27 protein-coding genes are annotated in these 25,152 nt (G+C 65.8%); 13 read left to right on the forward strand and 14 right to left on the reverse strand.

Annotated features, from left to right (window positions below; translation table 11 throughout):
- Positions 1–3: 3 nt before the first annotated feature.
- The 3 genes from IVB23_RS30070 to IVB23_RS30080 all read left to right on the forward strand — a co-directional run bounded on the left by IVB23_RS30070 (position 4) and on the right by IVB23_RS30080 (position 2,942).
- The gene (locus tag IVB23_RS30070) at positions 4–1,269 is read left to right on the forward strand and encodes an FAD-binding oxidoreductase (RefSeq protein ID WP_247801017.1); all 1,266 of its coding nucleotides are present in this window, start codon (positions 4–6) and stop codon (positions 1,267–1,269) included.
- A gap of 9 nt (positions 1,270–1,278) precedes the next feature.
- On the forward strand, positions 1,279–2,022 hold the full coding sequence (locus IVB23_RS30075) for an aspartate/glutamate racemase family protein (protein WP_247801018.1): 744 nt from the start codon (positions 1,279–1,281) through the stop codon (positions 2,020–2,022).
- A 140-nt stretch (positions 2,023–2,162) separates the two neighbouring features.
- A complete protein-coding gene (locus IVB23_RS30080) occupies positions 2,163–2,942 on the forward strand; it encodes an SDR family oxidoreductase (RefSeq protein ID WP_247801019.1) in 780 nt (259 codons plus the stop codon).
- 152 nt (positions 2,943–3,094) lie between these two features.
- Here the strand turns inward: IVB23_RS30080 and IVB23_RS30085 are convergent, their stop codons facing one another.
- From IVB23_RS30085 to IVB23_RS30095, 3 genes are read right to left on the reverse strand one after another with little or no spacing between them, the layout of a single operon-like run.
- Entirely contained in the window at positions 3,095–3,889 is a 795-nt protein-coding gene (locus tag IVB23_RS30085; protein ID WP_247801020.1) for an IclR family transcriptional regulator, read from the reverse strand.
- Positions 3,890–3,909: 20 nt separating this feature from the next.
- On the reverse strand, positions 3,910–5,643 hold the full coding sequence (locus IVB23_RS30090; protein ID WP_247801021.1) for an FAD-dependent oxidoreductase: 1,734 nt from the start codon (positions 5,641–5,643) through the stop codon (positions 3,910–3,912).
- Positions 5,644–5,651: 8 nt separating this feature from the next.
- Positions 5,652–6,866, reverse strand: coding sequence for an ABC transporter substrate-binding protein (locus tag IVB23_RS30095; protein ID WP_247801022.1), 1,215 nt, complete (start codon positions 6,864–6,866; stop codon positions 5,652–5,654).
- A 363-nt stretch (positions 6,867–7,229) separates the two neighbouring features.
- Between IVB23_RS30095 and IVB23_RS30100 the strand changes: the two genes are divergently transcribed.
- The 5 genes from IVB23_RS30100 to IVB23_RS30120 all read left to right on the forward strand — a co-directional run bounded on the left by IVB23_RS30100 (position 7,230) and on the right by IVB23_RS30120 (position 11,468).
- Complete coding sequence (locus IVB23_RS30100) at positions 7,230–8,531, forward strand: MFS transporter (RefSeq protein ID WP_247801023.1); 1,302 nt, start codon at positions 7,230–7,232, stop codon at positions 8,529–8,531.
- Between the two features lie 215 nt (positions 8,532–8,746).
- Positions 8,747–9,208, forward strand: coding sequence for an Hsp20 family protein (locus IVB23_RS30105; protein WP_061877099.1), 462 nt, complete (start codon positions 8,747–8,749; stop codon positions 9,206–9,208).
- 77 nt (positions 9,209–9,285) lie between these two features.
- Positions 9,286–9,777 carry an Hsp20/alpha crystallin family protein gene (locus IVB23_RS30110; protein WP_247801024.1) on the forward strand — a complete coding sequence of 164 codons (492 nt, stop codon included), beginning with the start codon at positions 9,286–9,288 and terminating at the stop codon, positions 9,775–9,777.
- Positions 9,778–9,862: 85 nt separating this feature from the next.
- Entirely contained in the window at positions 9,863–10,198 is a 336-nt protein-coding gene (locus IVB23_RS30115) for a hypothetical protein (RefSeq protein WP_061877098.1), read from the forward strand.
- 163 nt (positions 10,199–10,361) lie between these two features.
- Complete coding sequence (locus IVB23_RS30120; protein ID WP_247804991.1) at positions 10,362–11,468, forward strand: trypsin-like peptidase domain-containing protein; 1,107 nt, start codon at positions 10,362–10,364, stop codon at positions 11,466–11,468.
- 62 nt (positions 11,469–11,530) lie between these two features.
- On the opposite strand, the gene IVB23_RS30125 is transcribed toward IVB23_RS30120, so the two are convergent.
- On the reverse strand, positions 11,531–11,707 hold the full coding sequence (locus tag IVB23_RS30125) for a hypothetical protein (protein WP_247801025.1): 177 nt from the start codon (positions 11,705–11,707) through the stop codon (positions 11,531–11,533).
- Positions 11,704–11,922 (reverse strand): hypothetical protein, encoded by a 219-nt coding sequence (locus IVB23_RS30130; protein WP_131869881.1) that lies wholly within the window; start codon positions 11,920–11,922, stop codon positions 11,704–11,706. Before IVB23_RS30130 ends, IVB23_RS30125 begins: the two co-directional genes overlap by 4 nt.
- A gap of 368 nt (positions 11,923–12,290) precedes the next feature.
- Between IVB23_RS30130 and IVB23_RS30135 the strand changes: the two genes are divergently transcribed.
- The gene (locus IVB23_RS30135; protein WP_247801026.1) at positions 12,291–12,674 is read left to right on the forward strand and encodes a hypothetical protein; all 384 of its coding nucleotides are present in this window, start codon (positions 12,291–12,293) and stop codon (positions 12,672–12,674) included.
- A 64-nt stretch (positions 12,675–12,738) separates the two neighbouring features.
- On the opposite strand, the gene IVB23_RS30140 is transcribed toward IVB23_RS30135, so the two are convergent.
- Entirely contained in the window at positions 12,739–13,590 is an 852-nt protein-coding gene (locus IVB23_RS30140; RefSeq protein ID WP_197968890.1) for a CoA ester lyase, read from the reverse strand.
- Positions 13,590–14,042 (reverse strand): MaoC family dehydratase, encoded by a 453-nt coding sequence (locus IVB23_RS30145; protein WP_197968891.1) that lies wholly within the window; start codon positions 14,040–14,042, stop codon positions 13,590–13,592. Before IVB23_RS30145 ends, IVB23_RS30140 begins: the two co-directional genes overlap by 1 nt.
- Positions 14,043–14,273: 231 nt before the next feature.
- Between IVB23_RS30145 and IVB23_RS30150 the strand changes: the two genes are divergently transcribed.
- Positions 14,274–15,440: an acyl-CoA dehydrogenase family protein gene (locus IVB23_RS30150; protein WP_061877093.1), complete on the forward strand. Its 1,167-nt coding sequence runs from the start codon at positions 14,274–14,276 to the stop codon at positions 15,438–15,440.
- A gap of 32 nt (positions 15,441–15,472) precedes the next feature.
- Here the strand turns inward: IVB23_RS30150 and IVB23_RS30155 are convergent, their stop codons facing one another.
- The 7 genes from IVB23_RS30155 to IVB23_RS30185 form a co-directional block, all read right to left on the reverse strand.
- Entirely contained in the window at positions 15,473–17,047 is a 1,575-nt protein-coding gene (locus IVB23_RS30155) for an AMP-binding protein (protein ID WP_247801027.1), read from the reverse strand.
- Positions 17,048–17,080: 33 nt separating this feature from the next.
- Complete coding sequence (upp, locus tag IVB23_RS30160; protein ID WP_247801028.1) at positions 17,081–17,716, reverse strand: uracil phosphoribosyltransferase; 636 nt, start codon at positions 17,714–17,716, stop codon at positions 17,081–17,083.
- Positions 17,717–17,893: 177 nt separating this feature from the next.
- Positions 17,894–18,082, reverse strand: coding sequence for a hypothetical protein (locus tag IVB23_RS30165; RefSeq protein ID WP_247801029.1), 189 nt, complete (start codon positions 18,080–18,082; stop codon positions 17,894–17,896).
- Between the two features lie 212 nt (positions 18,083–18,294).
- Positions 18,295–19,212 carry a 4-hydroxy-tetrahydrodipicolinate synthase gene (gene dapA, locus IVB23_RS30170; protein WP_247801030.1) on the reverse strand — a complete coding sequence of 306 codons (918 nt, stop codon included), beginning with the start codon at positions 19,210–19,212 and terminating at the stop codon, positions 18,295–18,297.
- A gap of 18 nt (positions 19,213–19,230) precedes the next feature.
- Positions 19,231–19,485 carry a hypothetical protein gene (locus IVB23_RS30175; protein ID WP_197968895.1) on the reverse strand — a complete coding sequence of 85 codons (255 nt, stop codon included), beginning with the start codon at positions 19,483–19,485 and terminating at the stop codon, positions 19,231–19,233.
- A gap of 139 nt (positions 19,486–19,624) precedes the next feature.
- The gene (locus tag IVB23_RS30180; RefSeq protein WP_197968896.1) at positions 19,625–19,903 is read right to left on the reverse strand and encodes a hypothetical protein; all 279 of its coding nucleotides are present in this window, start codon (positions 19,901–19,903) and stop codon (positions 19,625–19,627) included.
- A 10-nt stretch (positions 19,904–19,913) separates the two neighbouring features.
- Positions 19,914–20,381: a hypothetical protein gene (locus tag IVB23_RS30185; RefSeq protein ID WP_247801031.1), complete on the reverse strand. Its 468-nt coding sequence runs from the start codon at positions 20,379–20,381 to the stop codon at positions 19,914–19,916.
- A gap of 598 nt (positions 20,382–20,979) precedes the next feature.
- Here IVB23_RS30185 and IVB23_RS30190 point away from each other — a divergent pair.
- From IVB23_RS30190 to kdpB, 3 genes are all read left to right on the forward strand, one after another.
- On the forward strand, positions 20,980–21,069 hold the full coding sequence (locus IVB23_RS30190) for a K(+)-transporting ATPase subunit F (protein ID WP_239626727.1): 90 nt from the start codon (positions 20,980–20,982) through the stop codon (positions 21,067–21,069).
- A gap of 113 nt (positions 21,070–21,182) precedes the next feature.
- Positions 21,183–22,886: a potassium-transporting ATPase subunit KdpA gene (kdpA, locus tag IVB23_RS30195; RefSeq protein WP_247801032.1), complete on the forward strand. Its 1,704-nt coding sequence runs from the start codon at positions 21,183–21,185 to the stop codon at positions 22,884–22,886.
- Between the two features lie 24 nt (positions 22,887–22,910).
- The gene (gene kdpB, locus IVB23_RS30200) at positions 22,911–25,028 is read left to right on the forward strand and encodes a potassium-transporting ATPase subunit KdpB (protein ID WP_247801033.1); all 2,118 of its coding nucleotides are present in this window, start codon (positions 22,911–22,913) and stop codon (positions 25,026–25,028) included.
- The last annotated feature ends 124 nt before the right edge of the window (positions 25,029–25,152 follow it).

Raw genomic sequence — 25,152 nt, forward strand, 5'->3', positions numbered from 1 at the left:
GCGATGCCGGCCGGCCGCCACGTCGCCATCATCGGTGCCGGCGCGGTCGGCGTGATCAGCGCGATCGAGGCGCTGCGCGAGGGCCATCGCGTCACGCTGATCGATCCGGCCGAGCCCGGTGGCGAACAGGCGGCAAGCTATGGCAATGCCGGCTGGCTGTCGTCGCATTCGGTGATCCCGCCGGCGGAGCCTGGCATCTGGAAGAAGGTACCGGGCTATCTGATCGACCCGCTCGGGCCGCTCGCGATCCGCTGGTCCTATTTGCCGAAGGCGTTGCCCTGGCTGGTCAAATATCTGCTCTCGGGCTGGACCGCGGCGCGGGTCGAGACGACGGCGTTCGCGTTGCGTGATCTCCTGAAGGACGCGCCGTTGCTGCACCGGAAGCTCGCGGAAGAGGCCGGCGTGCCTGAACTGATCGAGCGCAACGGCGTGATGCATGTGTTCACCTCGCGCGGCAATTTCGACAATGACCTCGGCTGGCGCCTGCGCAGGAAGGTCGGCGTCCAATGGCTGGAGCTCAACGCGGATGAGATGCGCCAGCGCGAGCCGGAGCTGCATCCGCGCTACACCTTTGGCGTGGTGGTGGAGGAGGCCGGGCGCTGCCGCGATCCCGGCGCTTACGTTGCTGCGCTTGCCAATCATGCGATTGCGAGCGGTGCGGAGCACGTGCGCGCCAAGGCGACCGGGCTGAAGCTCAATGGTGGCAAGCTCGTCGCCGTTATCACCGAGACCGGCGAGATTGCCTGCGATGCCGCGGTGATCGCCGCCGGCGCGCGGTCCAGGCAGCTCACCGCGTCGGTCGGCGATCCCCTCCCGCTCGAGACCGAGCGCGGCTATCACGTCGTGATCGAGAATCCGGAATCGGGCCCGCGCAGCTCGATGATGGCGTCCGACGCCAAGATGGTGGTGAACTGGACCGACAAGGGCCTGCGGGCCGCAGGCACGGTGGAGATCGCCGGCTTGGAGGCCGCGCCGAACTGGAAGCGCGCCGAGATCCTGCGCAGCCACCTCCTCAGCATGTTTCCGAAACTGCCGAAGGACATCCCGGCCTCCCGCATCAAGACCTGGTTCGGCCATCGCCCGAGCATGCCGGACGGGCGTCCCTGTATCGGCTACGCGCGCGCCTCGCGCGACATCGTCTATGCTTTCGGCCACGGCCATGTCGGCCTGGTCGGCTCGGCCCGCACCGGCCGTCTCGTCGCCCAGCTCCTGAGTGGCAAGGCGCCAGAAATTCCACTCGCGCCGTTCGCGCCCGATCGTTTCCTCTGAGAGCGCACCATGACCGTCTCAGCTAGCCCATCCTCCCGCATCGCCCGTGGTGGCAAGGCCATCTATGGCGCGCCGCTCGGCATCCTGATGCTGGAGGCGCGCTTCCCCCGGATTCCCGGCGACATGGGCAACGGCACGACCTGGCCGTTCCCCGTGCTCTATCGTGTGGTGAGCGGCGCCTCGCCGGAGAAGGTGGTGCTGAAGGGCGCCGCCGGCCTGCTGCCCGACTTCATCGACGCGGCCAAGGATTTGGTGCGGTTAGGCGCCGAAGCCATCACCACCAATTGCGGCTTCCTCTCGCTGTTCCAGAAGGAGATCGCGGCGGCCGTCGGCGTTCCCGTCGCGACCTCGTCGCTGATGCAGGTACCCTGGGTGCAGGCGACGTTGCCGCCGGGCAAGCGCGTCGGCCTCGTCACGGTGTCGGGCTCGACCCTGACGCCGGCCCATCTCGAAGGCGCCGGCGTACCGCTCGACACGCCGCTGGTCGGCACCGAGAACGGCAAGGAGTTTTTTCGCGTCCTGATTAAGGCCGAGAAGGACGACATGGACATCGCGCAAGCCGAGCGCGACGTGGTCGAGGCCGGCAAAGAGCTCGTCGCCAGGAATCCGGATGTCGGTGCCATCGTGCTCGAATGCACCAACATGCCGCCTTATGCCGCCGCGCTTCAGGCCGAGGTCGGATTGCCCGTCTATGACATCTATTCCATGATCACCTGGTTTCATGCCGGGCTGCGCCCGCGCGTCTTTGCGTGAACGCGTCCGCGAGATCGTCACTAAAGCATGATCCGGAAAAGTGCGCAGCGGTTTTCCGAAAAGATCATGCTCAAACAATAACCCAAAGCGCGATGACGATTCGTCGTCATCTCATCGCGCTTTAGTCCAGGAGTGAACCCATGAAATTATCCGGCAAGGTCGCCGCCATTACCGGCGCAGCGCGCGGCATCGGCAAGGCCTGCGCGAAGAGATTTTTGGACGACGGCGTCAAGGTCGTCATCTCCGACGTCGATGCCGAGGGCTTGGCTGCCACGGCCGCCGAGCTGGGACGGCCGGATGCGCTGCGCACCATCGTCGGCAACGTCGCCAAGCGTGCTGATGTCGATCAGCTGGTCGCGACCGCGGTGAAGGAGTTCGGCCGTCTTGACATCATGGTCAACAATGCCGGCGTCGCCCGCAACCGGGACATCCTCGACATTACCGAAGAGGAATTCGACGAGATCATCGGCATCAATCTGAAAGGCGCGTTCTTCGGCGTGCAGGCGGCGGCGAGGCAGATGATCGCGCAGGGCGGCGGCGGGGTCGTCATCAACATGTCCTCGGTGAACGCGCTGCTGGCGATCCCGGCGCTTGCGACCTACGCGATGTCGAAGGGCGGCATGAAGCAGCTCACCTCGGTCGCGGCCGTCGCGCTCGCTCCGCACAACATTCGTGTGGTGGCGGTTGGCCCCGGCACGATCCTGACCGACATGGTGGCCTCGTCCATCTACACCTCGGAGGAGGCCCGCAGGACCGTGATGTCGCGCACGCCCGCCGGCCGCGGCGGCGAGCCGAGCGAGGTGGCATCGGTCGTGGCGTTCCTTGCCAGCGACGATGCGTCCTACATCACCGGCCAGACGATCTATCCGGATGGCGGAAGGCTCGTCCTGAATTACACGGTGCCGGTGAAGGAGAAGTAGGGTGTTGTCGCCCAACACTCGGTGTCATCGCCCGCGAAGGCGGGCGATCCAGTACTCCGAGGCGGTCGTGGGTTGAATCGATGGGCCCCGGCGTACTGGATTCCCCGCTTTCGAGGGGAATGACAGTCGTCGTGAGGCGGGCAGCTCGCCCTTCACTCCGCCGCAACCGTCATCCCGTGACCCAGCTGCTTCGAGATGCCCCCCGCGCAGTCGCGCAGTGCGTGCGCGATCGGGCTGTCCCAGCGCGCGTCGAACGTGCCTTCCGGCCCCATCGCGGTGATGGCCAGCGCGACGTGGCCGGAATGGTCGAACACGGGCGCCGAGAATGCGTTGACGCCGGGCAGGGGATCGCCGAGGGCGCGGGCAAGGCCGTGCTTGCGGACCTCGGCGAGGATCTCGGCGACCTTGGCGCCCTTCACCGCGCGCTTTGGATTGTAGCCGACGCCGCGACGATCGAGCCCGCTTTCGAGCGCGGCAGCGATCGTCTTCTCCGGCAGGAACGCCGCAAAGGCGCGGCCCGTCGCGGTCTCCAGCAGCGCCATCACCGAACCGGCCCGCATCACGATGTGGACGGGCTGGGCCGGCTCCTCGAGCTGCACCACGGTTGGACCGTGCGTGCCCCAGACAGCGAGCGAGACTGCGTGTCCGATCTGGTTCGCGAGCGCCGCGATCCTGGGACGCGCGATGCGCACGCCCGAGAGCCGGCGCAGGCTGATCAGGCCGAGCTCGAGCGCCAGCGCGCCGATCTCGTAGCGGCCGGTGGTTTCGTCCTGCTCGATCAGGCCGATGCGGGAGAAGCTGGCGAGATAGGGATGCGCCTTGGCCGGCGTCATGCCAGCTTCGCGTGCGAGATCGCGCAGCATCATCGGCTCGCCGCATCTTGCGAGCGCGCGGAGCAGTTCTCCGCCGACCTCGATCGACTGGATGCCGCGGCTTTCTCTCTTCATGCGCCTCCTGGCGGGGTGGCCTACGCTGCGTCGCGCTTGGCGGCGTTGTCGGCAAGATGCCGTCCGGCAATGTAACCGAAGGTCAGCGCCGGCCCAAGGGTGATGCCGGCGCCTGGATAATTGCCGCCCATGATGCTTGCCATGTCGTTGCCGGCGGCATAGAGGCCGGGAATCACCCGGCCCTCGGCGTCGAGCGCCCGCGCGTTCTCGTCGGTGACGATGCCGGCATAGGTGCCAAGATCGCCGATCACCATCTTGATGGCGTAGAACGGTCCGTTCTCGATCGGCGCGACGCAGGGGTTCGGGCCGTGCAGTGCATCGCCCTGGTAGCGGTTATAGGCTCTCGAGCCCTTGCCGAAGGCGGCATCGTGACCGAGTGGGGCGGTCGCATTGAATTGCTCGACCGTTTCGGCGAACGCCTTGGCATCGATCCCGGCGTTCGCCGCCAACGCCTCCAGCGTGTCGCCGCGCATGAGATAGCCTGTCTTCAGGTGATGGCCCAGCGGCATCGGGAAGGGCGGCACGCAGCCGAGGCCGTACTTCCGCAGCGTCTTGTGATCGCAGACCAGGAAGGCGGCGATCTCCTCGCCGGGCCTTGCGGCCTTGATCATGGCCTGGACGAAGTCGTGATAGGAATTGCCTTCATTGGCAAAGCGCTTGCCGTCGCCCATCACGGCGATCACGCCGGGCTTGGCGCGGTCGATGAAATGCGGCATCACACCCTTCGAGCCGTCCTTGCGCGTGGTCAGCGACACCGGCACCCAGGCTGCCGCGTTCGGCAAGCGATTCTCGACATGCCCGCCGGCGGCTTCCGCCAGGCGTAGTCCATCCCCGGTATTGCCGGTCGGCCCCGGCGAATAGTGCTCGTTGCCGGTCGGTGCATGCGGAAACATCTTCCTGCGCCGTTCGACGTCATGGGGAAAACCGCCGCAGGCGAGCACGACGCCCTGGCGCGCAAGCACGCGCACGTCGCGTCCCTCGTGCGAAACGATCGCGCCGGTGACGGTGCCATTCTCGACGGTCAGCTCGCGCATCGGCGAGGACAGCCACATCGGAATCTTCAGATCGAGCGCGGATTTCGCGAGGCGTCCCGCGAGAGCGTTGCCGTTGGTGAGCGTCATGCCGCGGCCGTAGCGCAGCACGTCCATCAGATGCCGCGACAGGCGCTTGGCGACGTAGACCGCCGAGGTCAGCGACTTCGTCACCCGCATGAAATGGATGATCTCCTTGCCGGAGCCGAGCATCATGCCGAACACGGTCAGCTCGGGCAGGGGCATGCCGAGCGATTTGATGAGGTCGCCGAGCTCACGGCCGTCGAAAGGCCGCGTCACCATGGAGCGGCCGCCCTGCGCGCCGCCGGGCGCCTCCGCGTGATAATCCGGAAACACCAGCGGCATGTCGAAGCGCAGCGCCGTCTTGCTGGTGAAGAAATCGACCGCCTCGGGGCCGGCGCTCAGGAAGGCATCGACCCGCGCGGCGTCGTAATTGTTGCCGGCTTCGTGCCGCAAATACGTGCGGGCCTGTTCCGGCGTCTCTTCGATGCCGTACGCCTTTGCCAGCGAGGTGCCGGGAATCCAGAGCCAGCCGCCGGAGCGCGCGGTGGTGCCGCCGAAGCGGGGCTCCTTCTCGACGATCAGCACATCGAGGCCGCGGGACCGCGCGGTGATCGCGGCCGACATGCCGGAGCAGCCCGATCCGGCCACGAGCACATCGCACTCGTAAGTCTCAATGGCGCCATGCTCGTTGCCGGTCATGCCTCACCTCATTTCTTCAGGAGCGGACATTTGGATTCGGAGACGGGGCGGAAGGCGTCCTCGCCCTTCACGGTCTTGACGATATCCAGATAGTCCCACGGTTCCTTCGATTGCTCGGGTGTCTTCACCTTGGCGAGATACATGTCGCGGATGACGCGGCCGTCCTCGCGCAATTTGCCGCCGTGAACGAAGATATCCTCGATCGGCAGCTCGCGCATCTTGGCCATCACCTTGGCGGACTCGTCGGTGCCGGCAGCCTTGATGGCCTTCAGATAGTGCAGCACCGACCCGTAGACGCCGGTCTGGATCATGGTCGGCATCACCTTGGTGCGCTCGTAGAACTTCTTCGACCAGGCGCGGGTGGCCTCGTCCATGTTCCAGTAGGAAGCCGTGGTCATGTAGGTGCCCTGCGCAGCCTTCAGGCCGATCGCGTGCACGTCGGTGTCGAACATCAGGAGGCCGACCAGCTTCTGGCCGCCCTGGACGAGGCCGAACTCGCCGGACTGCTTGATGGCATTGTCGGTGTCCTGGCCGGCATTGGCGAAGGCGACCACGTCGGATTTCGAGCTCTGCGCCTGGAGCGCGAAGGAGGAGAAGTCGGCGGTGTTGGTCGGATGCTTGACGCCGCCGAGCACCTTGCCGCCCATCTCGATGATGAAGCGGGTTGCGTCCTTCTCGAGCTGCTGGCCGAAGGCGTAGTCAGCGGTGATGAAGTACCAGGACTTGCCGCCTTCCTTGATGACGGCGGACGCCGTCACCTTCGACAGCGCGTAGGTGTCATAGGTGAAGTGCACGGTGTTCGGGCTGCACAGCTCGTCGGTCAGCGAGCTCGCGCCGGGACCGGACAGCAGGGCGATCTTGCCCCGCTCACGCACCATGTTGTGCACGGCGATCGCGATGCCGGAATTGGGAATGTCGACCACGGCGTCGACCTTGCCGTTGTCGAACCAGCCGCGCACGATCTGCACGCCGACGTCGGTCTTCATCTGATGGTCGGCGCTGATGACCTCGATCGGCTTGCCGAGCACGGTCGGCCCGAACTCCTCCACCGCCATCTTCGCGGCTTCCACCGAGCCCGGCCCGCTGTTGTCGCGGCCCCAGCTCGACAGATCCGTCAGCACGCCGATCCGCACCACGTCATCGGAGACTTGCGCGGTGGCCGCCGTGGTCATGGCAGCCGAAGTCATGGCCGCGAGCATGGCGCAGGCCAGGAGCCCTTTCATTGCCGTTTCCTCTCTTCTTGGCCGCTTGGCGCGGCGGGTTTGTTGTGGAGGTAAATTAGATAATAGCGAATAAGTTTGTCAATGGCGAATTAGACGTGCCGGGTGCGTTCCGCTACGGCCGGGCAATGCCGTGTAAGGAGCGCCCCTGCGTCAACGCCCCGTCATTGCGAGCGAAGCGAAGCAATCCAGAATCTCTCCGCGGATGCATTCTGGATTGCTTCGTCGCAAGGGCTCCTCGCAATGACGGGTGTTGAGGCAACCTCGCGAAAATCTCGCAGCCTAGTCCGCGGCGTCGGTACGCCCGCTGGTTGCAACCCCTGGTGCGTTTAGCCATGATGCTCACGGAATCTTTTGGGGCAGGGCATGACGGCGGCAGTAGGGGCCTCCGCTTCCGCGGAGAAATCGGCGACGGCGCATGTGGTGTGGGCGAGCGCACTCGGCACCGCCATCGAGTGGTACGATTTCCTGATCTACGGCACGGCGGCAGCGCTGGTCTTCAACAAGCTGTTCTTTCCGAGCTTCGATCCCTTCGTCGGCACGCTGGCGGCGTTCTCGACCTATGCGGTCGGCTTCGTGGCGCGGCCGATCGGCGGCGCCATCATCGGCCACTACGGAGACCGGCTCGGCCGCAAGACCATGCTGGTCGCGACCATGATCGCGATGGGACTTGGCACCTTCCTGATCGGCTGCCTGCCGACCTACAGCCAGATCGGCCTTTGGGCCCCGATCCTGCTCGTCTGCCTGCGCTTCGTTCAGGGCATCGGGCTCGGCGGCGAATGGAGCGGCGCGGTGGTGATGGTGATCGAGCACGCCGGCAATCGCCGCGGCTTCTACGGCAGCCTGGTGCAGATCGGCTTTCCCGTCGGGGTCGCCGCCTCCACCGGCATCTTCGCCCTGATGACGAAGCTACCCGAGGCGGACTTCCTCAGCTGGGGCTGGCGCGTGCCGTTCCTGATCAGCATTCTGCTCGTCGGCGTCGGCTTCATGGTGCGGCTCAAGCTCGCGGAGACGCCTCACTTCAAGGAGATCGTCGAACGCAGGGAGGTGCTGGCGCAGCCGGCCCTCGAGGTGCTGCGCCGCGACTGGCGCAGCTTTCTGCTCGCGATTGGCATCACGGTATCGGAGGTCGGGCTCGCTTATCTCCTCACCGTCTTCACCGTGGTCTATGCCACGACGAAGCTCGGTCTGCCACGGCAGGTGATCCTGGATGCCGTGGTCTATGCCGCCATCGTCGAATTCGCGACGCTGCCGCTTGCCGGCTGGCTGTCCGACATCTTCGGACGCAAGGCGCTGTATCTCGCCGGCGGCGTCTTCTCGGTGGCGCTGGCCTTTCCGCTGTTCTGGTTTCTCGACAGCAGGGAGCCGGCGCTGATCACGCTCGCGCTGGTCGTCACGATGACGCTGACCCATGCGCTGCTGTTCGGGCCGAAGGCCGCGTTCATGCCGGAGCTGTTCCGCACCCAGGTGCGCTACAGCGGTGCTTCGCTCGGCGCCAACGTCGCGGCAGCTTTGAGCGGCGGCTTCTCGCCGCTGATCGCGGCCGGGCTGCTGGCATGGGCCGGCTCGTACTGGGCGGTGTCGGTCTATATCATCGCGCTGTCGGTCGTCACGATCATCGCCACGCTGCTGGCGCCGGAGACGGCGCGGGGCCCGCTGAGATCCTGAAGGTCAGCCCCGCCAGGGGGCGGCGGCCCCAGAAATTTTTCTCCGCCCCCTCTTGAAAGCGGTCTCGGATTTTCTAAGTCGTTTTTCGCCGCGAGAGCGGTGTGCCGGATGCCAGGATCGGGTCCGGCACGGGCGCCGGGCTGGTCGTTTCGGACCTGTCTGAATACCCGCCTTGCGCTCCTTCGTATCCATCTTGCTCTCAGGAGGACTTGGTTATGAGGACCAGTTTCGACTTCGCGCCCCTGTGGCGCTCCACCATCGGCTTCGACCACTTGGCCGACCTCGTCGACAGCACGCTGCGCCAGGCGACCGAGGACAATTATCCCCCCTACAATATCGAGCGTTCCGGCGAAGACCATTACCGGATCAGCCTTGCGGTGGCTGGCTTCGGCGCCAGCGATATCACCGTGACGGCCGAGCAGAACGCGCTCACCATCGAGGGCAAGAAGCCCGAGACCGCTGCGCGCGAATATCTGTACCAGGGCATTGCCGCGCGTCCGTTCCGGCGCGTGTTCAATCTCGCCGACTACGTCCAGGTGAAGCAGGCCTCGTTCCAGGACGGGCTCCTGATCATCGACCTCGTCCGCGAGGTTCCGGAAGCCATGAAGCCGCGCCGGATTCCGATCGCGGGTGGCACTCCTGCGGCATCGCAGATCGAGCAGAAGAAAGCTGCCTGAAGCGCTCGATCGATTGAGTGGCGGAACGCGGCGCGCGGATGCGCGGGCCGCGCTCCCGATGCATGAAGGAGAGAACCATGGCTTTTCGTGATCTCATTCCCTGGTCGAAAAACCAGGAGCTTGCGCCGGCGCGCGACAATTTCGATCCGTTCCTGACGCTTCACCGCGAGATGAACCGTCTGTTCGACGATGTCTTCCGCGGCTTCGGCGGGACCGGCCTGTCGCCGCTGATGGAAGGCCGCTTCGGCTGGCCGAAGGTCGAGCTCAGCGAGACCGACAGGACGCTGACCGTCTCGGCCGAGCTTCCCGGCCTCACCGAGAAGGACGTCCAGGTCGAGATCGCCAATGGCGTCCTGACCGTCCGCGGCGAGAAGAAGGCGGAGCGCAACGGCGAAGGCAGGTTCTTCACCGAGCGCTACTACGGCGCCTTCGAGCGGCAGATCCCGCTGGAGGGCGTCGAGGAGGACAAGGCCGAGGCGTCGTTCAAGAACGGCGTCCTGACCGTGTCGCTGCCGAAATCGGAGAAGGCGCGCGAAGGCGTCAAGCGCATCGCGATCAACACGCACTAGTGTCAAGCGGGACGGCGGCGATGACGCCGCCGTCCCATCGTCAACAAAACCGTCCCCCGGAAAGGAGCATGAGGGAGACACACCGATGACCAACGTGAATACCCATCCCGGCACTCTCAATCCGCTGTTTCACCCTGCGGCCCATTACGGCTCGCCCGTCGACGTTCTGAATGCGCCGGAGCTTTCCTCGCCCGAGAAGCGCATCATCCTGTCGTCCTGGGCATCCGACATGTACGCGGTCGAATCCTGTCCGGCCTTGCGCGAGATTCCCGGCATGAGCCACACGGTCCGGCTCGCCGACATTCTGGCCGCCTTGCGCAAGCTCGACGGCGACAACGACAATGACGATCCGCCGCGGGGCGGCGGCGTGCCGATGCGGCTGCGGCGGCCATGGGCCGCCGCTGAAAGGCGAGCGGCATGATGTTCACGCCCGCCGTACTCGGGCTCGTGCTGCTCGGCCAGTCCGCGGCCGCCTGGGCCGTTCCGTTTCTGGCCCTGCAGGGCTGGATCGTCGCGTCAGGCGACGAAGGCTGAAGCACCAAGGTTCCAACTATCCACACAACACAAGCGGCAGGGTGACGATGATGAATGCTGTGCGTCTGCTGTTCCTGGCCTTGCTGGTGCTGACGCTCACGGCGTCGCAGCCTGCCGCCGGCCAGATTCCGGATCTGAAGACCGGCGGCCCGGTGCCGACCCTGGCGCCGCTGGTGCGCCAGGTGACGCCCGCCGTGGTCAACATTTCCGTGCACGGCCGCGTGCGCGAGGACAACCCGCTCTATCGCGATCCGCTCTTCCGCGAATTCTTCGACGTTCCACGGCAGATCGAGAAGGAGGTCAATGCGACCGGCTCCGGCGTCATCGTCGACGCCCAGCGCGGCTACGTGCTGACCAACAATCACGTGGTCGAAGGCACCTCCGCCGTCCAGATCACGACCAAGGACGGCCGGCAGTTTTCCGCCAAGGTCATCGGCCGCGATCCGCCCACGGATGTCGCGGTGCTCCAGGTCCAGAACCCGGCCGGGCTCAAGGCGCTTCCCTTCGGCGACAGCGACGGGCTCGATGTCGGTGATTTCGTCCTTGCGATCGGCAATCCCTTCGGCCTCGGCCAGACGGTGACATCGGGGCTCGTCAGCGCGCTGGGCCGCACCGGCCTCGGCAAGCAGGGCTATGAGGATTTCATCCAGACCGATGCCGCGATCAATCCCGGCAATTCCGGTGGAGCGCTGGTCAGCCTGCGCGGCGAACTCGTCGGCATCAACTCTGCGATCATCTCGCCCGCGGGCGGCAATGTCGGCATCGGCTTTGCCATTCCGGCCAACATGGCGCGCAAGGTGATGGAGCAGATCATCGTGAGCGGCCGCGTCGAGCGCGGCCGCATCGGCGTTTCGCTGAAGGACCTGCATCCCTCGATCAACAAGGGATTGAACCAGGGCGCGGTCGTCGCCGAGATCGCGGCGGATTCCCCTGCAGAGAAGGCGGGCCTGCGCAAGGGTGACATCGTCACCGGCGCCGATGACCGCCCGATCCGCACTGCTGCCCAGCTCCGCAACACGATCGGCCTTGCGCGCATCGGCGAGGACGTGAAGCTCACTCTGCTGCGCAAGGGTGCGCCGCTCACCGCCACGGTGAGAGTGGCGCCGGCGGCTGAGCCCAGCAGCGCGCTCGCAGGCCCCAATCGCCTCGTTCGCTGAACCAAATGCAGGTGCCATCCGCGGAAGGAAAGGCGGTTCGGCCCCTGCGACGATCTCCCAGCTCAGGCGGCGCGGTGATCCCATCCGCCCTGCAGGTCCCGGATCAGCCGCCGCTCGCGTTCGATGCGTTGGCGGTAGAACTCGCGCTCATGCTCGGTCCTGGTGCTTGCAAGAAGCAGCTCGTAATGGCCGATGACCTTCTCGCTGCCTCGAATGAGCAGATCTCGCTGGCTGTTCATTGCGCCATCCCCGTCGCATTGGCCGGCGCTCCGGAAGCGCGGAAGCTGACAGGGAAGGTCGCCGCGGTCAGGCCATCGAGCGCCGATTGCTCTTCCGCGAGGCGCCTCTCGACGAAATGGCGCTCCAGCTCCGACAGCCTGGTCTTCAGCAGACGCCGGTAGCGGTGGATGTTGTTGCGGTGCGCACGAATGCGGGCCAGATTCTCATCGAGCATCATCGTCTCTCCAGACGGTCTTCAGATCCTTGATTTTCGAGAGGGTGAGAAGTTCTTCTCGGCGAAAAAATAAGCAACGGAAGATCGGTGTCAAGACGTGCGAAGCCGGTGCCGCTGTCGTCCTCGCGATCTCGAGAAAGACATGGCGGCGGGCAGAAGCGCTCGGAGATTGAACTTCGACCACGCCGCGTGCTCGGCCCGATCCACTCGGCCAGGAAGCCGCGTGCGCTCCGCAGGTTTGGCGCTGATGGTCCGGTCTGACGCGGGTTGCCCGAGTTCCATCTGGCCACTGCCTCTTGTTGGCCGGCAAGCGAACCTCGTGCGGCCATATTTCGGAAGGAGTGATTTCCCGAAAGGGAGGCGCTCCGATGACCAAAGCTCTGATCACCGCTGCTGCAATACTGGCGTGCGTGCCGGCGAGCGCGATTGCGCAGGAGCGCGCGGGCGATGCAGCGCTCGGTGCTCTATCCGGTGCCGTCGTGCTGGGCCCGGTCGGAGCGGTCGCCGGAGCTCTGGTCGGCTACACGGCCGGACCTTCGATCGCCCGCTCCTGGGGCCTGAGAGGCTCGCGGCCGGTAACACACCGGCAGCCGCCTCGCCGCACGGCCGCGAGCCGCGCCGCACCGCGCACGCGCGAGGCGATGGCAGCCAACGGTCAGATGCGAGCTGCCGGCAATCCGGCCCCACCGGTTCAAGCCGCGTCTGCCGTGCCAGCCCCAACCTCGGCGCCGCCCGTTCAGGGCTTCGACTGAGGCCGGGACCTCAAGTCGAAGCTTCGGGCGCAGCCGATCGAGCTGGCGAGGCTCGCATTCCGGTCTAGGGTTGGCCGAGGATCTTCCTCGCAGCACGAAGGTGCGGCTTGTCGATCATCTGGCCATCGAGCCGCAGCGTACCGGAATCGGGATTGCTCGCGAACGCCGCGATCACCTTCTCCGCCCAGGCGCGCTCGGCCTCCGTCGGCGCGAAGGCCGCGTTGACGATGTCGACGTGCTTGGGATGGATCAGCGCCTTGGCCGAAAAGCCGTCGCGCCGCGCGGCGCGCGTTTCCTGCTCGAGGCCAGTGAGATTGTCGATGTCGGTGTAGACCGTGTCGATGGCTGCGACCTCGGCCGCCGCCGCGGCCATCAGGCAGAGATCGCGTGCGAGCCGATAGGGACTGTGGAACACGCCGCCGCTCGCTTTCTCGGTCGCGCCGAGCGAGGCGGAAAGATCCTCCGCGCCCCACATCAGGCCGGCAAGGCGAGGGGAGCAGCCCTTGTAGCTGCCGAGCCCGAAGATCGAGCCGGCGGTCTCCGTCGCGACGCAGACGATGCGGGTCGTGCCGATCGCGATGCCGGCTGCTGCTTCCAGGGCTTCGAGCCAGGTCGCGACCTGCCGCACGTCGTCGCCACCTTGCGATTTCGGCAGCACGATGCCGTCGGGCCTGCCCGGCATCACCGCGGCGAGATCGGCCAGCGTCATGCCGGTGTCGAGCGCGTTGACCCGGACGTAGAGCTGATGCGGGCCGGGGCGGCTCTTCAGCATCGAGAGCGTGAGCCCGCGCGCCTCCGCCTTCTTCTCGGTGACGACGGAGTCCTCGAGATCGATGATCAGCGCGTCGGCCTTGCCTTCGCTCGCCTTCTCGAATTTGCGCGGGGAATCGCCCGGCACGAACAGCATCGAACGCATCAGACCGGCCTCTTGTGCATCATCGCCATGCGGCGGCATGTGCCGACGATCTCGTCGTTCTGGTTCAAGGCATGGTGCTCGAACTCGACGATGCCGGCCTTGGGCCGCGATTTGGAGTCCCGCACCGAGAGCACCTTTGTCGTGGCCCGCAACGTGTCGCCATGGAAGACCGGCTTTGGAAAGGTGACGTCGGTCATGCCGAGATTGGCGACGGTGGTGCCTAAGGTCGTATCATAGACCGTCATGCCGATCATGATGCCGAGGGTGTAAAGGCTGTTGAAAATGCGCTGGCCGAACTCGGTCTTCTCGGCGAAATGCGCGTCGATGTGGAGCGGCTGCGGGTTGAGCGTCAGCAGGCTGAACATGGTGTTGTCCATCTCCGTGACGGTCCGGGTCAGGGGATGCCTGAACTCCTGGCCCACGGAAAAATCTTCGAAATAAAGTCCGGCCATCGCGGTTTCCTCCCTGCGAAATAACGGCGCGCGCATACCTTCGCGCCGCATGACCCCATGCATGTTAGACACAGTTGATCGCCAATTTCACGTATCTGTACCCGGTTTTTCGAGCTAAAGAACGCGGGCGAAGGCACGCCCGGGCGCAGCAAGCGGCCACGGCCTTTGCGTGGGGAACGCGAAGAGAAGGGAGATGGCGCGGCCGCGGCTCCCGAGAAGGAGATCGAGGACATGGATTTCGCGCTCACCGATCAGCAGGAAGCCATACGCGACGCCGTCGCCAAGATCTGCGAGGGCTTTCCCGACGCATACTGGCTGAAGAAGGATCACGACGGCGGCTTCCCGCACGATTTCCACAAGGCGCTGGCGGACGCCGGCTGGCTCGGTATCTGCGTGCCGGAAGAATATGGCGGCTCCGGGCTCGGCATCACCGAAGCCGCGGTCATGATGCGAACCATCGCGGAGTCCGGCGCCGGCATGTCCGGCGCCTCCGCGGTGCACATCAACGTGTTCGGCCTCAATCCCGTCGTCGTGTTTGGCACGGAAGAACAGCGCAGGCGCATGCTGCCGCCGATGGTCGAGGGCCGCGAGAAGGCCTGCTTTGCCGTGACTGAGCCCAACACCGGTCTCAACACCACGCAGCTCAAGACACGTGCGGTCGCCAAGAACGACCGCTACATCGTTAACGGGCAGAAGGTGTGGATCTCGACCGCGCAGGTCGCGCACAAGATCCTGCTGCTGGCGCGCACCACGCCGCTGGAAGAGGTGCGCTCGCCGACCCACGGCCTCAGCCTGTTCTATACCGATTTCGACCGCAACAGGATCAAGGTCCACGAGATCGAGAAGATGGGCCGCAAGATCGTCGACTCTAACGAGCTGTTCTTCGAGGACTTTGAAATTCCGATGGAGGACCGTATCGGCGAGGAAGGCAAGGGCTTCGAGTACATCCTCGAAGGCATGAACCCCGAGCGCATCCTGATTGCCGCGGAGGCGGTCGGCCTCGGCAAGCTCGCGCTGTCGCGCGCCACCGAATACGCCAAGACCCGCGTCGTCTTCAACCGCCCGATCGGCAAGAACCAGGGCATCCAGCATCCGCTCGCAGTGAACTGGGTCGAGCTCGAGGCCGCCTGGCTGATGGTGATGTCGGCGGCGTGGCAATACGACAAGGGCATGCCGTGCGGCGCCGCAGCCAATGCCGCGAAATATCTCGCCGGCGAAGCGGGCTTCTCGGCCTGCGAGCAGGCGGTGATGACCCATGGCGGCTTCGGCTATGCCAAGGAATTCCACGTCGAGCGCTACTTGCGCGAAGTGCTGATCCCGCGCATCGCGCCGGTCAGCCCGCAGCTCGCGCTCAGCTTCATCGCAGAAAAGGTGCTGGGGCTCGCGAAGTCGTACTGAGCGACTGTTCGAGCGGAAACCAGAGAGGCGGCCTATTCGGCAGCGATCCGCTCCATCGCCATGGCACGAAGCCTCGCGCGCTGGATCTTGACGCCGTTGGCGCTGTCGGTGACGGGGAAAGCGTCCACGACATAGATCCGCGCCGGCACCTTGTAGCCGGCGAGCCGCTCGCGCAGACGCGCCGTGAGCGCTTCCTGCTGTGGCGGCTCCCCTGCCGGAATCACGAAGGCGACGCAGCGCGCCTGGCCCTTCAGATCGACGGCAACCACCTGGGCGTCGGCCACGCCGGTGCACGATTTGAGCTCGTCCTCGATCTCGCCCGGCCCGACCAGGAAGCCGCCGAGACGCATCGCGTCGCCGGCGCGCGTCTCGTAGACGAAGGAGCCATCGCCGCGCAGCCGGCCGATGTCGCCGGTGCGGAAGAACCCGTCGGCGGTGATCGCCTCGCGCGTCGCCTCGGGATTGTTGAAATAGCCGAGGAAGCGTGACGGTGCGCTGATCTCGATCTCCCCGGAGACGCCCTGGGCCGCAAGCTCGCCGGTCTCGATGTCGCGGATGCGGACTTTCGCATTGTGCGACATTGGCCAGCCGCCGCCCTCGATGCGGCAGGCGAAGGCATCACCGGCGCGGGAGATCGAGAACAGCGCCTGCACCTCGCTCGAGCCGTAGAGGCCGAACAACAGCATGCCGCGCGGCTCGGCCTCCGCGGCAAGCTCGCGCCAGCCGGGCTGAAACGCGGCGAAGCCGCAGACCTCGAGATTTGGAAATGGGCGTGGCGCATCGGTGAGGGCGAGGATGCGGCGGAACATCTCGTCCGAGCCGAAAGAGTGCGTGATCCTGCACTCGCTGAGGATCTTCAGGGCCGGCGCCGCTTCGAAGGCGTCGAGTACATGGATAGTGGCGCCGGCTGCGATGAAGCCGAGCAGGCTGGTCATGCCGAAGGTGCCGCAGAACGGCAGCATGGCCAGCAGCGAATGACGCTGGTGATCGAGCCGGAGCGCGTGGGCGACGGAGGTGGCGTGCGTCGCCAGCGTCCGCTGCGAATGTGCGACGAGCTTCGGCCCCTTGGTCGTGCCTGACGTCGTGTAGAGCAGCACCGGCAGGTCGACGTCGCCTTGAGCAGGCGGAGCCGGCGGATAGGACTTGTCGAAGGCATCGAACCGCACGCAGGGCCAGTGCGCCGGGATCGCATCCGCGCCGACCACGGCGAGCTTTTGCAGCGCGGGCACCTCGGCCTTGGCGATATCGGCGAGGATGGCGGCAAAGTCGATCGAGCGGAAAGCGGCCTCGACCACCATCAGCCTGGCACCGGACACCTTGAGCAGGTGCGCGACTTCCGCGCCGCGGTAGCGCGTATTGACGGCGGCGACGACCGCGCCGAGCCGTGCGGCGGCGAACAGCAGTGCCAGCCACTCGATCCGGTTGACCAGCCAGACCGCGACGACGTCGCCCTTGCCGATGCCTTGGGCCGCAAGCCAGGCGGCAGTCTGCTCGACCTTCGTCGAGAATTCCGCGCGAGAGACGGGTGTGTCGCCAAATACCAGGGCGGGATCGGCGGCGGTCTCGATACGGATCAGCGATTGCAGTGAAAAGTCGTTGGCGCTCATGGCAATCGGAGTATCCCGATCGCGCCAAGCTGTCTACTTGGTGCCGAACATCCGGTCGCCGGCATCGCCCAGGCCCGGCACGATGTAGCCGTGGTCGTTGAGCCGCTCGTCGATCGCGGCGGTCCAGATCGGCACGTCGCCATGCTCGCTCTGAAACCGGGCGATGCCCTCGGGCGCGGCTAGAAGACAGACGAAACGGATGTCGCGGGCGCCGCGCGCCTTGAGCAGGGAGGCGCCGGCGCAGGCCGAGTTGCCGGTCGCCAGCATCGGGTCCATCAGGATCACGGTGCGGTCGGACAGGTCCTGCGGCGCCTTGAAGTAATATTCCACGGCCTGCAGCGTCTCGGGGTCGCGGTAGAGCCCGATATGGGCGATGCGCGCCGAAGGCATCAGGGCGAGCATGCCGTCGAGGAAGCCGACGCCGGCGCGCAAAATCGGCGCCAGCGTGAGCTTCTTGCCGGCGATCTTGGGCGCCCGCATCGGCGCGATCGGCGTCTCGATCTCGACCAGCTCCAGCGGCAGGTCGCGCGTCACCTCGTAGCACAGCAGCATCCCGATCTCGTTCAGGATCTCGCGAAAGCTCTTGGTCGAGCGGTCCTTCTCCCGCATCAGGGAGAGCTTGTGCTGGACCAGGGGGTGCGCGACGACGTTGACGTTGCCAGTGCTCATGAAACCGCTCTACACCGTTCCATGAAATTGCGCCAGATCGGGCAGGTACTTTTAGGCAACGCCTTTTCCGCGGGATAGCTGGCTTCAACCGGGCCTTGCGACCGCGCTGCGGGAGGGCGATCGCGGCCATGGCGGCCTCCTCACGGATCTGCAAGGTCATGATCTCTGCCGCGCCGGTCAGGCGGGGAAGTGCCAGATATGGATTGCGGTTCTCAGCGCGATCAGCGCGGTGAGCACGCTGCCCATCGAGAGCAGGCCGAGCGCCTGGAGCGCGATGCGCGAGAGCTGCGCCTTGCGCGTATCGGAGATGCGCATCGGGCGTTCGGCCTCCAAGGGCCGATCAAGGTCATGTGTCAGGATCGACATTGTGGAAGTCCTCATTCCTGGCGCGGCGAGACGGCCGCGCCAATCTGCGGTTTATGATGTCGATCGCCGCGTAGGATTGCGAGATGAGCGCCGGCGTTCCCGCATAGGAATGTCATAGGGATGCCGATCCTCGCGCCCGCGTCTGCCAGACGTGGAGGTGCCTTCGAGATACGTCACGGAAATCGAGAGAACGGAATGGAACGTCCCGCCAGTCAGGCTCCGACGCTGTCGATCAATTCTTCGTCGGCGATCGCAGCGAATGCGCGCACCACGCCTCTCTGCGCGGCTGCGTCCAGCGGCACGATCGGAAGCCTGGTCGCGGCGGACATCAGGCCAAGGAGGTTGAGACCGTATTTGAGCGCGGCCGGACTTTCCCTGGACAGGCAGGCGATGAGCGGGATCAGGCGCTTGTGCAGATAACGGGCGGATTGCAGCCGGCCCTGCCTGACGTGCGAGAAGATCGTGCGACAGAGATCCGGCGCGATGCTGGCGACTTCCGAGATCGCGCCGTCGCCGCCGTCCGCGATGAAGCCGAATGCGGTGGTTTCCTCGCCGGAGAGAAAGCGAAAACTTGCCGGCAGGTTGCGGGACAGCCGCATCGGACGGGTGATGTCACCGCTCCCATCGCGCAGGCCGACGAACTGGCGGGACTCGACCAGACGCAGAAGCGTCTCGTCGGCGAGCGGGCGCAGCGTGCGGGAGGGATTGTCGTGCAGGATCACGGGCAGTCCGATCGCACCGGCGATGGCGCGGAAATGCGCGAGCATGCCTTCCTGCATCGGCTTGTTGTAGGCGGGCACGACCGACATGACGGCATCGGCCCCGGCTGCCTCCGCGCGCCGCGCAAGCTCGATGGCGTGGCTGGTTGCGTTGGATACCGCGCCAGCGATGACCCGCACGCGGCCGCGGGCGACGTCGACCGCGGTGCGGATGACGAGCTCCTGCTCGGCCGGCGAGAGCGTCGGCGCTTCCCCCGCCGTCTCGCAGACCACGATGGCGGGAACGCCGGCCGCGACCTGTCGCTCGCACAGTGCGGCGAATGCCTCGAGATCGATCGCATCTGCCGCGTCGAACGGGGTCGGCAGGTCAGGAATGAATCCGGTGAACCAGGCGGCGGGAGGGATGAGCATTGGTTTTCCCCTGTTGGCTCAGGCGACGCGCCGCGCGACGGTGGTGCTGGGGCGCTTGCCCATGTCGAGCTCGATCTCGCGCGGCAGCTCGACGATGGTTTCGGGATGCTGTCCGTTCTCGAACAGCGCATATTTGATCGCCTGGGCGCGGCTGACGAACAGGCCGCCATAGAGGCCGCTCTGCTCCTGAGCGACCCATTGTCCCCGGCGATTGCGGCCGATGAAGACGATGGTCGAAGGCGAACTGCACGAGGGAGGTTCGACGAGTTTCACGGGTTTGATCCTTCGGAACGACGGCGGTTTCGGACGCAGGTCCTTGCCGGCGTGCTCAATATCCTCAGTCGCGAATATGATTTCGAGGGCGGGCGAGCCGCGATCTCATAGGAAGATCATAAAGCCGAAACTGTGTCGTTCAGGCCGGATCGATGACGACGTGGACCAGCGCGAACAGCGCGCCGAACGCGACAGCCTCGTCCCAATGATTGAGCGCAGCGCCGAACAGCGGCTCCCGCCTGGCGAGGCTGGCGAGCGCGCACAGGACGATCGACATCCAGAGCAGGGCGACGAGGCTCCGGCCGAAGCCGACGCTGCCCAATGCGGCAAAGCCCATGAGCAGCACGAGGCGGACGGCGAATCGCGCGATCACGCGCGCCGGGCTCTGCGTGCGCGGCATGTCCGGAGCTTGCGGCATGGCGTCGGGTCTAGCCGTAGTGATCGCAGGCGACCGGCTCGCAAAGCGGATCCGGCAAAGGGCGGACGGAAGGAACGCTCGGCCGCGACACATCCGTCGCCAGCACCCGCACCTCGAGGAACGCCGACAGCAGGGCGAGCGCGAGCTCGGCATGGTGCGCCTCGATCGCATCGTCCAGCCAGTCCGGCAGCTCGCGCTCGCGCGAGAGCGCGCAATGCCACTCACCCTCGTCATAGGCGATGCGGCGGACCTGCCACATCGGCAGCTCCAGCTCCATCAGCGCCAGCGCCGCGTCGGCCCACGCCTCGGCGTCGATCAGGCGCGTGAGGCGTGCGGTGCGCCCGCTCTGTCCGAGCGCGGGGATGCGCCGGGAGGCCGTTTCGATGATCTCGATCATCAGCGGTCGCGTCATCGCCTGCGCATTGCGCAAGCGGTCGCCGAGTGATGGCGGATCGTAGCGTCGGAGAGCAGCGGTCATGTCAGGCCTCCTGAAGTTGGCGTCGGTCAGTCGGCCGGCCTCTCCAAGATGGCCCGGAGGGCATTTGAAAGCGAGATAGGGATCGGGCGAGAGATATAGGGATTTCATAAGTGGACGGAGTCTTCCGTCCAGGCGCGCCGGATCTTCGACTGTCATCTCCGCCGAAGGTGGGGGCTTATGGAAGAAGGGCATTCTGAAAAGACCTTCGCCACGGCTTGCTGTAACCACGATTGCGAGAGGGATGGTGGGCCGCGCCGCTGCGCTGCCGGCCCGGAACGACCGCCTGGAATGCATTGCCGGCGTCACGTCGCCGCCGGTCATGGCGAGCCGGCCTTTATGAGATTCCTATAACGTCGCCATAGGCTCCATCTCGAAAACCTATGTGCGCGGTGGCAAGTCAGCGCGGTGAAGTTCCCGGCCGCGCCGCCTTCGGTCGCCGCAAGCGGCCCGCCGGAATCCAGAGACGGGCTATGCCGGAAACGTCTCAACTGAGGAGTATCGTCATGATGGACCTTCTGATGCTGGCGCTGGGCTTCGGCTTCTTCGCGCTCGCGATCGGTTACACCTATGCCTGCGAACGGCTGTGACGGAGCGGATCATGATCTTCGACTATACGCTCGCCGGCGCCGTCTCGTTCGGCCTCCTGGTCTATCTCACCTACGCACTGCTGCGGCCCGAGCGGTTCTGACGCCGTGCTGCTGATCATCCAGTTGCTGCTGGCCGATGCCGCGCTCGTTGCTGGCCTGCTTGCGCTGCTCCTGCCGCTATTGCGCCGGACCCGAAGCCTGAAGGGTTAATGCCATGACTGTCATCGGTTGGTTCCAGATCTTTCTCTATTGTGCGATCGTCGTCGCGCTGACCAAGCCGCTCGGCTGGTACATGACGCGCGTGTTCAACGGCGAGCGCACGTTCCTGTCGCCCGTCCTGCGCCCGATCGAGGCCGGCATCTACTGGATCTCCGGCGTCGACGAGAAGCGCGAGCAGCACTGGCTGACCTACACGGTTGCGATGCTGCTGTTCCATGTCGGCGGCTTCCTCATCATCTACAGCCTGATGCGGCTGCAGGCCGTGCTGCCGTTCAACCCGGCCGGGCAGTCCGCGGTCGCCGAGGATCTGTCCTTCAACACCGCGATCTCCTTCATCACCAACACCAACTGGCAGAACTACGGCGGCGAGAGCACGCTGTCCTATCTGACCCAGATGGTCGGCCTCACGCACCAGAATTTTCTCTCGGCGGCGACCGGCATCGTGCTCGCGGTCGCGCTGATCCGCGGCTTTGCCCGCGCGTCCATGCGCACGGTCGGTAACTTCTGGGTCGATGTAACCCGTTGCACGCTTTATATCCTGCTGCCGATCTGCGTCGTCTACGCGCTGTTCCTGGTGTCGCAAGGCATACCGCAGACGCTCGGGGCCTATGTCGAGGCGACCACGCTCGAAGGCGCCAAGCAGACCATCGCGGTCGGTCCGGTCGCCTCGCAGGTCGCGATCAAGATGCTCGGCACCAACGGCGGCGGCTTCTTCAATGCCAACGCTGCGCACCCCTTCGAGAACCCGACCGCGCTGTCGAACTTCGTGCAGATGCTGTCGATCTTCGTGCTCGGCGCCGCGCTGACCAACGTGTTCGGCCGCATGGTCGGCAACCAGCGCCAGGGCTGGGCGATCCTCGCCGTGATGGGTCTGCTGTTCGTCGCCGGCGTCGGCGTCTGCTATTGGGCGGAAGCGCAGGGCACCTCGACCATGCACGCGCTGGGCCTGACCGGCGGCAACATGGAAGGCAAGGAGGTCCGCTTCGGCATCGTCGCGTCCTCGCTGTTCGCCGTGATCACCACGGCCGCCTCGTGCGGCGCCGTCAACGCCATGCACGACAGCTTCACCGCGCTCGGCGGCATGATCCCGCTGATCAACATGCAACTCGGTGAGATCATCGTCGGCGGCGTCGGCGCCGGCATGTACGGCATGCTGCTGTTCGTCATCCTCGCGATCTTCGTCGCGGGCCTGATGGTCGGCCGCACGCCGGAATATGTCGGCAAGAAGATCGAGGCGCGCGAGGTCAAGATGGCGATGCTCGCCATTCTCGTCCTGCCGCTGATGATTCTCGGTTGGACCGCCGTCGGCGTGGTCTATCCGGCGGCGGTCGCCTCCATGGCGAATGCCGGGCCGCACGGCTTCACCGAAGTGCTGTATGCCTTCACCTCGGGGACCGCCAACAACGGCTCGGCCTTCGCCGGCCTCACCGGCAACACCTTCTTTTACAATCTCACGCTCGCCAGCGCGATGTTCGTCGGCCGCTTCTTCATGATCGTGCCGGCGATGGCGATCGCGGGTTCGCTCGCGGCCAAGAAGTCGATCCCGCCGTCGATGGGCACGTTCCCGACCACCGGAGGCCTGTTCGTCGGTCTCGTCGTCGGCGTCATCCTGATCATGGGCGGCCTGACGTTCTTCCCGGCGCTCGCGCTCGGCCCCATCGTCGAGCAACTCGCGATGAACGCCGGCAACCTGTTCTGATCCAGCTCTTTCGGAGTGACCTCCATGGAACCCGTCCATAAACCCAACAAGCGCATGCCGGTGTCGGCGATGCTGGATCCCAGGATCGTGGTGCCCGCGATTGGTGCTGCCTTCACCAAGCTCGATCCGCGATCCATGATCAAGAACCCCGTGATGTTCGTGGTCGAGATCGTGGCCGCGCTCACTACCGTGATCTTCGTCCGCGACCTCCTCACCGGCGGGGAAAATCTCGCCTTCACTTTCCAGATCATCCTCTGGCTGTGGTTCACCGTGCTGTTCGCCAATCTTGCCGAAGCAGTCGCCGAGGGCCGAGGCAAGGCGCAGGCCGAGACGCTGCGCAAGACCCGCACCGAGAGCCAGGCCAAGCTCCTGAGCGGCGCGAGCCGCGACTACAAGCTCGTATCAGGCACGAGCCTGAAGGTCGGCGATCTCGTGCTGGTCGAGGCGGGCGACACGATCCCCTCGGACGGCGAAGTGATCGAAGGCGTTGCCTCCGTCAACGAGGCCGCCATCACCGGCGAGTCGGCGCCCGTGATCCGCGAATCCGGCGGCGACCGTTCGGCGGTGACCGGCGGCACGCAGGTGCTGTCGGACTGGATTCGCGTCCGCATCACGGCAGCCCAGGGCTCGACCTTCATCGACCGCATGATCAAGCTGGTCGAGGGCGCCGAGCGGCAGAAGACGCCGAACGAGATCGCGCTCAACATTCTGCTCGCCGGTCTCACCATCATCTTCGTGTTCGCCACCGTGACGATCCCGAGCTACGCGGCCTATGCCGGCGGCTCGATCTCGGTGATCGTGCTTGTGGCGCTGTTCGTGACGCTGATCCCGACCACCATCGGTGCGCTGCTGTCGGCGATCGGCATCGCCGGCATGGACCGCCTGGTCCGCTTCAACGTGCTGGCGATGTCGGGCCGCGCGGTCGAAGCCGCCGGAGACGTCGACACGCTGTTGCTCGACAAGACCGGCACCATCACGCTCGGCAACCGGCAGGCGACCGCGTTCCGTCCCGTGCGCGGTGTGACCGAGCAGGAGTTGGCCGACGCCGCCCAGCTCGCCTCGCTGGCGGACGAGACGCCGGAAGGTCGCTCCATCGTCGTGCTGGCGAAGGAGAAGTATGGCATCCGCGGCCGCGACATGGCGGAGCTCGGCGCCACCTTCGTTCCGTTCACGGCGCAGACCCGCATGAGCGGCGTCGATGCCGGCGGCTCGTCGGTACGCAAGGGTGCGGTCGACGCCATGCTGAACTATGTCGGCGGCGGCGCTCCGATCGCGGTCGCTTCCGGCAACATTGCGCGGGCGATGCAGCCTGCCGCGCTTTCCGAGCTCGGCCGCGAGATCCAGGCCATTGCCGATGACGTGTCGAAGTCCGGCGGCACGCCGCTGGCCGTCGCCAAGGACGGCAAGCTGCTCGGCGTCGTCCAGCTCAAGGACATCGTCAAGGGCGGCATTCGCGAGCGCTTCGCGGAGCTGCGTCGCATGGGCATCCGCACCATCATGATCACCGGCGACAATCCGATGACGGCCGCCGCCATCGCGGCCGAGGCCGGCGTCGACGACTTCCTGGCGCAGGCAACTCCCGAGGACAAGCTCAAGCTGATCCGCGACGAGCAGGCCAAGGGCAAGCTGGTGGCGATGTGCGGCGACGGCACCAACGACGCGCCGGCGCTCGCCCAGGCCGACGTCGGCGTCGCCATGAACACCGGCACCCAGGCCGCCCGCGAGGCCGGCAACATGGTCGACCTCGACTCCAACCCGACCAAGCTGATCGAGGTGGTCGAGATCGGCAAGCAGCTGCTGATGACGCGCGGCGCGCTGACGACGTTCTCGATCGCCAACGACGTCGCCAAGTATTTCGCGATCATCCCGGCGATGTTCCTGGCGTTCTACCCCCAGCTCAGCGCGCTCAACGTCATGAATCTGTCGAGCCCGCAGAGCGCCATCCTGTCGGCGATCATCTTCAACGCGCTGATCATCATTGGCTTGATCCCGCTCGCGCTGAAGGGCGTCGCCTATCGCGCCGTCGGTGCCGGCGCGCTGCTACGGCGCAACCTGTTGATCTACGGGCTTGGCGGCATCGTCATCCCCTTCATCGGCATCAAGGCGATCGACCTCGTCGTGACTGCCTTGCACTTGGCCTAATCCCGTCAGTGCGGGACGAAGTTTTCCGTCATTCCGGGGCGCCTCGTAGAGGCGAACCCGGAATCTCGGGGTTCCGGGTTCGATGCTTCGCATCGCCCCGGAACGACGGGAGAGATGATCGCTT

The sequence above is a fragment of the Bradyrhizobium sp. 191 genome (assembly GCF_023100985.1).
Taxonomy (GTDB): Bacteria; Pseudomonadota; Alphaproteobacteria; order Rhizobiales; family Xanthobacteraceae; genus Bradyrhizobium; species Bradyrhizobium diversitatis.